We start from the raw sequence: 9640 nt of genomic DNA on the forward strand, positions 1-9640 counted from the left end.
AATACGGGCACGGCCAATCATAAATGGCAGCGCCTGGCACCCACGCTTTCGGCTTCATGCGCCGTCTTTCCTGACGGTGCGCATCCAACAGCTCAGGACGGCAATGAAGCCTACGCCCTGTGGCAGCCGTACAGCTGCTGCAAGCGGCGCGGCCAGACCTTTCTGTATGCAACCAATTTTTAAGAGGCACCTATGAAACCAACCACACTGAGGCCAGCCTTTCTGGCGATCTTGGTCAGCATATCGATCGGCGTGGCACAGGCTGATGACGATAACCGGTCCGGCGCCTTTGGCGTTTCGTTGCCGTCGGTCAACGACAGCGCGATCGGCTACGGCAAAAACGTCAATGGCGCGGTATCCGACAAGCTTTATTACACGCTCGGCGGCGGCTCCGTTATTTCCCAGCCGGCCACGCGCAGCAACATGCGCAAGCTGGGAATGGATATCGGCTGGAGCAGCGATCTGATGTGCGGCAACTTCGACCTTAAAACCACAGTGGGCAATCAGCTGAACGGCGTGACCAGCGGCTATAAAAACCTGATGAGCGACGTTATTCAGGGGGCCTCCGGCGCAGTCGCCAGCCTGCCGGCTATGGTGATACAGCGCGCCAATCCGGGCCTGTACGACATGCTGACCAACGGCGTGCTGCAGGGCAGCGTGGCATTTGATAAGGCCCAGCTCAACTGTCAGAACATGTCCAAACGCATGATGAATTTTGCCGGCAACAATAAATGGAATCAGAGCGCGGTCATGGATGAGTACAAATCGCTTGTGAACAGCGGCGATGCCGATGCGGTACGCGTTAATAACGCCTCTGAAAAGCTGCAGGGCAAGTCCGGCCAGAACTGGATAGGCGGACAGAAGCGCGGCGGGCAGAATCAGCCCGCCATTCGTCCCACGCACGACCTGGCCGCCGCCGGCTACAACATGATGAACAGCCTGCCCGTGCTGAGCACCACGCCTGTCAGCAACAGCAGCTGCAATGGCGGCGCCTGCGCAAAATATGGCAGCGCCGAAGAGGCGGCAAAAGCCGTGGTCCAGGTGGTTGGCGACAGCTCCCTGCGTACCTGCGCCGATGCATCCCAGTGCACCAGTGGCGATGACGAACAACAGCCCGGAGCCACTCAGGCTGGCACCGGCTTTGCCCCCATTCTTGAGGAAACAACAAAAGAGAACACGGATCAGCTTGTGAAACTGGTTAACGGATCCGAGCCGCCCAACTCCACTAACCTGGCGAAGCTGAAAACCGGTAGTCTGCCAATCACCGCCGGCGTCATCAGGGCGCTGCAGCGCGACCCGGATAATGCCGCCCTCACCGCCCGGCTTGCCGGCGAACTGGCAATGGCGGACACGGTGGAAACGGCGCTGATTATGCGCCGTATGATCGTCACCGGCATGTCAGAGCCGAACGCCGCCTCCCAGACCGCCGCCATTGAAGAAGGCGACCGCCGGGTAACCGCAATCGACAGGGAAATTACCGCGTTGCGTAACGAAATGGAGCTCAAGCGCGAGCTGTCCCGCAACTCCGTGCTGACCATCATCGAGCGCGAAAATGGCCGTGTAAACAGCAACCCGCAGACCCAGAGTGATGACAACACGGACAGCCGCATGAATCGTCTGGCGGTGCCTGAATCGGAAAGTAAATGAGAGAGGCCCACACGATGAAAACCGTGAAGGAGGCGCGCCGCGCCTCATTTTTCCGCCGTCATCCCGTTCTGCAGCGCACGCTGCTTATTGTCGGCACGCTGCTGGTTCTGATGCTGTTCGCGATGGTTATTGCAGACTGCGCGATCAAAAGCCCTGACCAGGCGGCCGCTTTCAGCAAGTGGATGGAGCAGGCGAAATACGGCTGGCTGATGTGGCGCCTGACGATATACGGCGCCCTGACGTGGGGATTTATGAAAATCCTGCGCGCGCCTGGCTTCAGGTCGCAGTACCGACAGCCCCTTATGCGGATCGGCGCCGTCAGCGTTATTTTTGCCCTGGTGTGTGAAGTGGTGCTGCTCAGCGGCACGGGAGCGTCATAATGCTGACTAACAGTTACCTGGAGTATTTCCTGACTCTGCTCGGCTGGGTCATTAATAACGGCCTGTGGAATATCCTGCTCAGTACCGGCCTTTTTGCCGCCCCGGTGGCCTTTCGTCTTATCGGCATCTGGCTGAAGGTCCGGGAGGAAGGTGAGGATGAAGGAAACAAGGGCGCACTGTCCATTCCCCGGATGGAGCACGCCATTTACACCTCCTTTCTGGTCATGATTGCCTGCTGCATGCCGCTGATGAACGTGGACATCAAGACCATCAAATATGATGCCTCCCGCGCGCAGACGTGCGGCACCTGGACGCCCAAGGCGCCGGACGAAACCGGCTATTCGCCCGTGATCTCCAGCCTGGACGACCAGACAGCCGCCGCGCCTGTGTGGTGGTATCTGATGCACAAGCTGGCAAAGGGTATTACCCAGGCGTCCGTCGCCACCATTCCCTGCCGTCCTGACATGCGCCAGATCCGCTTTGAGGTGCAGCATACGCGCATCAATAACAAGGGGCTCGCCGAGGAGCTGCAGGATTTCACCAACGACTGCTATTCCCTGGCACTGTACATGTGGAAGCGCGAGGATCAGGGGCAAACTAAGGATAAATCCACTCTGCGCGACATTGAGTGGATTGGCAGTAAGACGTTTCTTGGCAGCTATTACGGCAGCCTGCAGTCAAAAACGCCACGCGCCACATTTCCGTGGAGCGAAAGACGGGACAGCGGGCGGCCGGACACCGGCCGGGGCGGCTATCCGACCTGCAGCGAATGGTGGAGCAAAGCCGAAACCGGCCTGCAGGCCCGCGTCATGGACCAGGCTGATCCGGGCTTATGGACCCGCCTCTCGGCGGCCATGACCATGATCGGCGGCAATGCGACCGACTACCGCGAGGCCGTAATACGCCGCCTAGTGAGCCCGGAAAGCCTGACGGTTTCACAGGGCGGCCACGTCTATGCCGGCTACGGCGGCAATGCGGATTTCACCCTGGATAACTCTGTATCGCGCGTCGCGGCGATCGGCGGAACCGCGCTGGGAAGCGTCGCGGCATTTCCGGCGTTCGACGCCATGCGGCAGGCGCTGCCAATGGTTCAGGCCGTGCTGCTGATGGCCGTGGTGGTTATCCTGCCGCTTATTCTGGCGTTTTCAGCGTATGAGATTAAGACAGTTATTACACTGACGTTTGTGGTATTCGCCCTGAACTTCCTGACGTTCTGGTGGGAGCTGGCGCGCTGGCTGGACAGCTGGCTGCTGACGGCACTCTACAGCTCGGACACGCACAGCAGTTTCAACATGGCCGGCTTCCAGAACAGCTCGGATGATCTGATCATGAACTTCGTTATGGCATCGATGTTTCTGGTGCTGCCTGCATTCTGGATGGGTGCGCTATCCTGGGCAGGAATAAGAGTGGGGGGAGCACTGGATGGAGCACTGCGAAGTGGAACTGCTAAAGTCGAACAAGCAGGGGGCGAAGCAGTCAACAAATTAAAGGCGCAAGTTAAACTTTAAGCTTCGGGCGATTAGGAGGTTGGCAATCTCCTAATCGTCATCGTCATTAGTTGTATAGGGGGTAAAGATTGAATCGTCCGAGCCATAGTAATAGCCATAGCCATTACGGCCATTTCTGTATTCTGGGCCGTCATTATTCGTTATAGGATTATCGTCAGAATCATTTTTATCGAGGATGATACTAGCAATCATATAGCTGAAAGTTGCTACGAATAACAGAATGACGCCTATGACTAAGCCACTCAATACTGCTAAGACAAGGAAAAATGAAACACACACAGGCACCATCAGTCGCCCAATCACAGTTGGAAGCCCTTGCCTTTTAGCCCACTTGATACATGCGTCATTTGATAATTGCGCTGTATTTTTAAGCTTTTTATAGAAGCTGGCGGCCTGTTTGCCACGTTCGAATGCTCTTTTTTTCATCTTCTGCCCTCTGCCATTACAGATCACTATTGCTAAACTTCTTAGATCTCAATCTACTTCTAATGCATCCATATAAGATGAGGCCGTTACATATTATCATCAACGGGCCAGCCCCGGATGCCGTCCATGCATGAGCGAATAAAGCATCGAGATTATCTGGTCGACACAGAAAATGCTGTAAGCAAAAGAAAACATTCATGCCTACGTTCAACACAGATAAAACCAACAGCAACAGATCAACATTCATTTGATTTTTAAGAAAATATTTAAAACTCTTCATGGCTAACCTCATCAATAATATGAGCTTTTGCTATGCGAATAACGGTTCGCTCTGATACACCACATAAGGAGGCAGTATCACGAATACTGAGCCCGTTCTGTACCCGTAGCCGAATTATGTTCTTATGAAGTGTCTGATCAGGCTGCCTTCCTTTAAATTTACCGTTAGCTTGCGCTTTTACAATACCCTCAGCTTGCCTGCGCCGGCGGTCCTGATAGTCCTTACGCGCAATCGCCGCCAGCATATCCAGCATCATGCCGTTAATTGCACGTATCATTGCAGCTGTAAATTCATCGCTGACATGTTTTTCCAGCGCTACATAACTGGTAGGCAAATCCAAGCTAATGACAGAAAGGTGTTTTTCACTGATAAGAGATTTAAGCCGCAGCCAACCCTCATCATTAAGGCGTGAGAGCCTGTCAACCTGCTCGATAAGAATAGCGTCGCCTGGTGCGGCATTTTCCAGAAGTCGAATAAGCTCAGGACGTTGCAATGAAGCCCCTGAAACATTCTCAACATACCAGCTTGCGATCCGATGCCCTTTTTCTCTAACAAAAGATTCCAGCCGGTTTTTTGCACGTTGCGCATCCTGTTCATGAGTCGAAGCGCGAAGATAAGCAAAAATGTACATTTTTCACCCGCATGTGACACATAGGTTATGTCATTATTATACATGACATATAGGTAATGACATAAAGTTAAAATGACGGGTTTTAGGGGGGTGACATTAGGGTATACTGGGCCGATTTTCTCCGCTTTATGCCATACCTGCCGAATTTTAAACAGAATTCACGTAGCGTGATCGATTGTAAAGAGCGCTTAATTATCCTCTCAATAAATCTCCTATCACTATGTAAAGGGGCCATTTCCCGTTCTAAACTTCATTTAAGGTGCTTTTTAGAAACAGCAGCTATTGATGGCTGGTACTGTTTAAATATCCAGATTAAACCTTTCCCTCTGGGTCAGATGAGTGATACAGTTTCACCTATAAGACCCCTTGGAGGCATTATGTCTGAATTTGAATTACTGGCACAGGATCTGCTTGAAAAAGCAGAGATAGACGAAAAACTCCGGCAGGAAAATGATAAAAAGCTGATTGAGCATGTGCTGGAAATCTATGATCAGAAGTACGTGGCCGAGTTACTCAGGAAAGTCGGCAAAAACGATTGGACTCGCGAAACTCTTAATCGCTGGATTAATGGTAAGTGTTCACCTAAGTCGCTGACGTCAGCCGAAGAGGCGCTTCTGCGAAAAATGCTGCCGGAAGCGCCAGCACATCACCCGGACTATGCCTTCCGATTTATTGACCTGTTTGCCGGCATTGGCGGTATACGAAAAGGCTTTGAAGCCATCGGTGGCCAGTGCGTTTTTACCAGTGAATGGAATAAAGAGGCTGTACGCACATATAAAGCCAACTGGTTTAACGATGAGCAGGCACACACGTTTAATCTCGATATCCGGGAAGTTACCCTCAGTGACAAACCTGACGTACCAGAAACTGATGCCTATGCCTACATTGACGAGCATGTGCCGGCTCATGATGTACTTCTGGCTGGTTTCCCTTGTCAGCCGTTCAGCCTTGCTGGCGTGAGTAAGAAAAACTCACTCGGCCGGGCGCACGGTTTCGAATGTGAAGCGCAGGGAACGCTTTTCTTTGATGTGGCGCGCATTATTCGCGCCAAAAAACCGGCTGTCTTTGTGCTGGAAAACGTCAAAAATCTGAAGAGCCATGACAAGGGCAAAACCTTTAAAGTCATCATGGAGACCCTAGACGAGCTGGGTTATGAAGTGGCGGATGCGGCTGACATGGGCAAAAGCGATCCGAAAGTCATCGACGGAAAGCATTTCCTGCCTCAGCACCGTGAACGCATCGTGCTGATCGGTTTCCGCCGCGATCTGAATATTCATCAGGGCTTTACCCTGCGGGACGTCAGTCGTTTTTATCCGGAACAGCGACCGTCATTTGGCGAGCTGCTGGAACCCGTGGTTGACAGTAAATATATCCTGACGCCGAAGCTCTGGGAGTATCTCTACAACTACGCTAAAAAGCACGCGGCTAAGGGGAACGGCTTCGGTTTTGGCCTGGTTAATCCTGGAAACAGGGAAAGCGTTGCCCGTACGCTTTCTGCCCGCTATCACAAAGACGGTTCAGAAATTCTGATTGATCGCGGCTGGGATATGGCTGTAGGCGAAACAGATTTCGCGAACGAAAAAAATCAGGCGCATCGGCCACGCAGGCTGACGCCGCGTGAGTGCGCACGTCTCATGGGCTTCGAGAAGCCCGACGGCAAGCCTTTTCGTATTCCGGTGTCGGACACGCAATCTTACCGTCAGTTTGGTAACTCCGTAGTGGTCCCTGTGTTTGAAGCGGTTGCGAGACTGCTGGAACCTTACATTCTGAAAGCCGTTTCTGCCGATGCTGAGAAGGCAGAAAACACCTGAGTGCGTCTCCCGGCAGGGTATGCCGGGAGATTAATCAGGGAAGTTCGGCATAAAGCCCTATCAGCTCGGCAATAAAGGTGCCCAGCGTCATTAATTCTGCCCTTACCGTTTCCGGGTATTTTTTATGTAATGACGCCGGCACGACCAGTCTGACCCCTTCCGCCTGCATTTCCCTGTACTGTGCCTGTGACACCCCTTCCTGCAGCGTAAACAGGTGAACCGGATAAATTCTGTTGGCTTCATTCAATATCTGCCGCCAGCGATCTTTACAGGTGGTTTTTACCGCCAGCATGCGCAGGTTTTCTGCTGGAAACTCAGCGTCGTGGTAAGCCTCCGCAGAGGGAAACAGGAAGTCGGGCTTTTTATTGCCCTCAGTGACTGCCTGCGTGTCGAAATGTCGTAGCCCGTGTTCAATGAAAAGATGCTCCAGGTGCAGCTCCAGTGACTTTCCGGCGCGGGATTTACGGCGATTACTGACGGAGTTGGCCAGTGCAATGAATTCATCCACGGTGTCGAATCCTTTGCGGATAATGTCCAGAACATGAAGTTCCTCAACCTGCAAAAAGATATCGTACTCGACGCGCCGGCGGTCAATGAGCTGCTCATCCGGATCAAGGGTACGCCTCAAATAATGGCCAGCAGCGTAATAAATAATGTCATTTCCGGACGGAAATCGATGCTTCCAGTCCTCCGGAATAATGTACTTATGGTTAACAGGAGCTTGCTGCAGTGACAGGCCACCCAGAAGTTGTCCGGCAGCACCGGATATAAGCGTGCCAGGGATCACTTCACCGATTGCAGCCTCAATGATGTCCTCTTCGTCCGGGCTGACGCAGACCCAGATATCTACAGCCGTACTGTCCCCGCCGTGCTCGTCAAGCCTGAAGGCCAGAAGCGTCACGGCACCTGTATTTTCAGGGTCCTGAAGCGGGCTGCCCCTTCCCCAGCGAGTAATCCTTTTTTCGTTTCGTGTTTTACCAAAGTAACGACTGTTGTAATAAGTTGCCCGGGCTTCGCTGTCCGGGCAGTCATGGGACAACACATGTGCGGTGAGAACGACCGAAGGGTTGAGCTCACGAGTGTGGTTGATAGACGGAAACAGCCTTTGAAAAATAACGGAAGGAAAATAAAGCCCGACCTGATGCCCCCCGGTTGCACCGGTGTCATTGGCGGAAAGGCGTTTAATGTAAACGAAGTAGTTCCCGCCTGCGATCTCAAGTAGCCAGTTATGAAAAGCCGACATGCATATCCCTCTGTTGCCTTGGAATTCAACTCGTCATTCTTCCACAGTCAGACAGAAGCTGCTAGGGAGGCTTTTATAGATGCTCTGCCTGCAGCTGAACCCGATTGTAATCAGAAGAAAGAAAAGAATCCTTCTGGACTCCTTCAGTTCGCCAGATTCTGATGGTGCACGGCAAGCTCAACTCCTGCAGCTGCCTCAATGTCGGCTATGAGCGAGAAGCGGACATTGATCTCTCGACAGAAGTTTGGGGGTTTCTAAAAGTGATTGGTCCGGTAAAGTCAGAAGCTTGCAGCAATAATGTTAAAAGACACTCAATTTAAAAATTCATTGTTATACCCAAGTCTTCAATGTTTATTTTTTCAATGTGATCATTAGTTAGGTCAATAATGCCACTACCAAAGAAATAAATTCTGGGGTACGAGCAAAATTTTGTGATTGTTTGGCCGACTTCAACGTTCATAAATTCCTTGGTTATATTTTTTTTGTTTTGATGATAAACCACTGTATCAATGAAAAATTCAAGGCTGCATATTCTAAAGTTATAGGAATACTCAAATGCATACTTATTGCCAGGTAGTTTAAATCCCGAATGCATTGATGGATCTTCCGTCCCCTCTATGACATCAAAATTAAAGCCTTTACACATTCTAATTATTGCACCATTGAAACCAGATGATTCATATAGAAATGCGTACTCATCTAAAGTTAAATTACTCATATGAGTCGGCGTGAAGATTTCAAATTCATCTTCAATGGTTTCTATGAACCTCTCTTCTATTTCTTCTATATATCCATGTAAAGAACTATGCAAATCTTGGTCTACATGAATATTTATAAATTCATTCAATGAGTTATAGATTAAAAATTCATTTTGCAATCCAAGATTGGCTATATCTTCTTTCAAATCAGAATGAAACTCTTTAATATTTTTGCCTGGGGACATAAAGTCATTAGAGTTGTTTGTAATAAAAACAATCTCATCCTCTAAATTCCTCTTGTGTAGATATTGTGTTAGACCATTCCATATTAAGGCGTCTCGATAGCCTTTCTCATTGTCTCTAAATGGCCGCTTGGAAAATATTGCTTTATTTAATAACAAGTCGTTATCGATGTACGATGATGGTATAATATGTGTATTGGGGAACATCTTCAATAATTCATCTTTGAATCTAAAATCTTTTACCTTTTCTTCCAGATCATCAATAAAAAAATCATTTCCTGAAAGTTTTTTCACCTTTCCTTTTAGTTGTGATATTTCCTTTTGTAATCTTTCAACCTCCTCATTGTATTTCTTTTGAGTTTCTTCAAACACAACGAAAGGTAGAATAAGTTCATTTCCCGTTGTGTTTTCAATAAAGTTAGACAGCACTTGAAACATAGCGCTAGACATCTTCCAGTTATTATAGAATATGTTTGTATCTATTAGTATTAACATTTCATTCCTACAATTAATTTTCGTTAAGCTACTAGACTTGAAATGACCGTCACAAGGAGATTTTTCAAGTAAATAAATATCAGCAGAGCTTTTTTTAATTTCTGTTTCATCTCCTAAAAAAAGCTGACGAATTATCTTGTCAAAAATCTATCGTGAAAACAATGTAATAAAATCTGCATGGCAGACCTACACCCAGTCGTTTGACATGCAATAAATTTAGAAAGGTCCGCTTCTGGCACAAAGCGGACGTTATTATTGAGTAGTATGTCCGCTATTTTG

At 49.7% G+C, this 9640-nt stretch carries 9 protein-coding genes; 5 read left to right on the forward strand and 4 right to left on the reverse strand.

All coding sequences use genetic code 11. From position 1 onward, the window contains the following. The 4 genes from RTK32_RS11975 to RTK32_RS11990 all read left to right on the forward strand — a co-directional run. A partial coding sequence (locus RTK32_RS11975) for a TraU family protein (RefSeq protein WP_312044212.1) occupies positions 1–183 on the forward strand: 183 nt, incomplete at its 5' end. A 9-nt stretch (positions 184–192) separates the two neighbouring features. Continuing rightward, on the forward strand, positions 193–1647 hold the full coding sequence (locus RTK32_RS11980) for an integrating conjugative element protein (protein WP_312044214.1): 1455 nt from the start codon (positions 193–195) through the stop codon (positions 1645–1647). 14 nt (positions 1648–1661) lie between these two features. After that, complete coding sequence (locus tag RTK32_RS11985) at positions 1662–2027, forward strand: hypothetical protein (RefSeq protein WP_312044216.1); 366 nt, start codon at positions 1662–1664, stop codon at positions 2025–2027. Continuing rightward, entirely contained in the window at positions 2027–3535 is a 1509-nt protein-coding gene (locus RTK32_RS11990) for a conjugal transfer protein TraG N-terminal domain-containing protein (RefSeq protein ID WP_312044218.1), read from the forward strand. The genes RTK32_RS11985 and RTK32_RS11990 overlap by 1 nt, the downstream gene beginning before the upstream one ends. A 30-nt stretch (positions 3536–3565) precedes the next feature. Here the strand turns inward: RTK32_RS11990 and RTK32_RS11995 are convergent, their stop codons facing one another. Further along, positions 3566–3961 (reverse strand): hypothetical protein, encoded by a 396-nt coding sequence (locus RTK32_RS11995; protein WP_312044220.1) that lies wholly within the window; start codon positions 3959–3961, stop codon positions 3566–3568. A 266-nt stretch (positions 3962–4227) separates the two neighbouring features. Then, a complete protein-coding gene (locus RTK32_RS12000; RefSeq protein ID WP_312044222.1) occupies positions 4228–4872 on the reverse strand; it encodes a recombinase family protein in 645 nt (214 codons plus the stop codon). Between the two features lie 377 nt (positions 4873–5249). Here RTK32_RS12000 and RTK32_RS12005 point away from each other — a divergent pair, with 377 nt between their 5' ends. Further along, positions 5250–6683, forward strand: a complete 1434-nt coding sequence (locus RTK32_RS12005) for a DNA cytosine methyltransferase (protein WP_312044227.1) — start codon at positions 5250–5252, stop codon at positions 6681–6683. Positions 6684–6717: 34 nt separating this feature from the next. Here RTK32_RS12005 and RTK32_RS12010 read toward each other — a convergent pair whose 3' ends face one another. After that, on the reverse strand, positions 6718–7926 hold the full coding sequence (locus RTK32_RS12010) for a type II restriction endonuclease (RefSeq protein ID WP_312044224.1): 1209 nt from the start codon (positions 7924–7926) through the stop codon (positions 6718–6720). A gap of 316 nt (positions 7927–8242) precedes the next feature. Then, on the reverse strand, positions 8243–9361 hold the full coding sequence (locus tag RTK32_RS12015; RefSeq protein WP_312044226.1) for a PIN domain-containing protein: 1119 nt from the start codon (positions 9359–9361) through the stop codon (positions 8243–8245). Between the last annotated feature and the right edge of the window lie 279 nt (positions 9362–9640).

The organism is Erwinia sp., from assembly GCF_031978025.1.
Taxonomy (GTDB): domain Bacteria; phylum Pseudomonadota; class Gammaproteobacteria; order Enterobacterales; family Enterobacteriaceae; genus Erwinia.

Coding starts and splice junctions, on each gene's coding strand:
- RTK32_RS11980 (WP_312044214.1), top strand. CDS start 193: ATGAAACCAACCACACTGAGGCCAGCCTTTCTGGCGATCTTGGTCAGC.
- RTK32_RS11985 (WP_312044216.1), top strand. CDS start 1,662: ATGAAAACCGTGAAGGAGGCGCGCCGCGCCTCATTTTTCCGCCGTCAT.
- RTK32_RS11990 (WP_312044218.1), top strand. CDS start 2,027: ATGCTGACTAACAGTTACCTGGAGTATTTCCTGACTCTGCTCGGCTGG.
- RTK32_RS11995 (WP_312044220.1), bottom strand. CDS start 3,961: ATGAAAAAAAGAGCATTCGAACGTGGCAAACAGGCCGCCAGCTTCTAT.
- RTK32_RS12000 (WP_312044222.1), bottom strand. CDS start 4,872: ATGTACATTTTTGCTTATCTTCGCGCTTCGACTCATGAACAGGATGCG.
- RTK32_RS12005 (WP_312044227.1), top strand. CDS start 5,250: ATGTCTGAATTTGAATTACTGGCACAGGATCTGCTTGAAAAAGCAGAG.
- RTK32_RS12010 (WP_312044224.1), bottom strand. CDS start 7,926: ATGTCGGCTTTTCATAACTGGCTACTTGAGATCGCAGGCGGGAACTAC.
- RTK32_RS12015 (WP_312044226.1), bottom strand. CDS start 9,361: ATGTTAATACTAATAGATACAAACATATTCTATAATAACTGGAAGATG.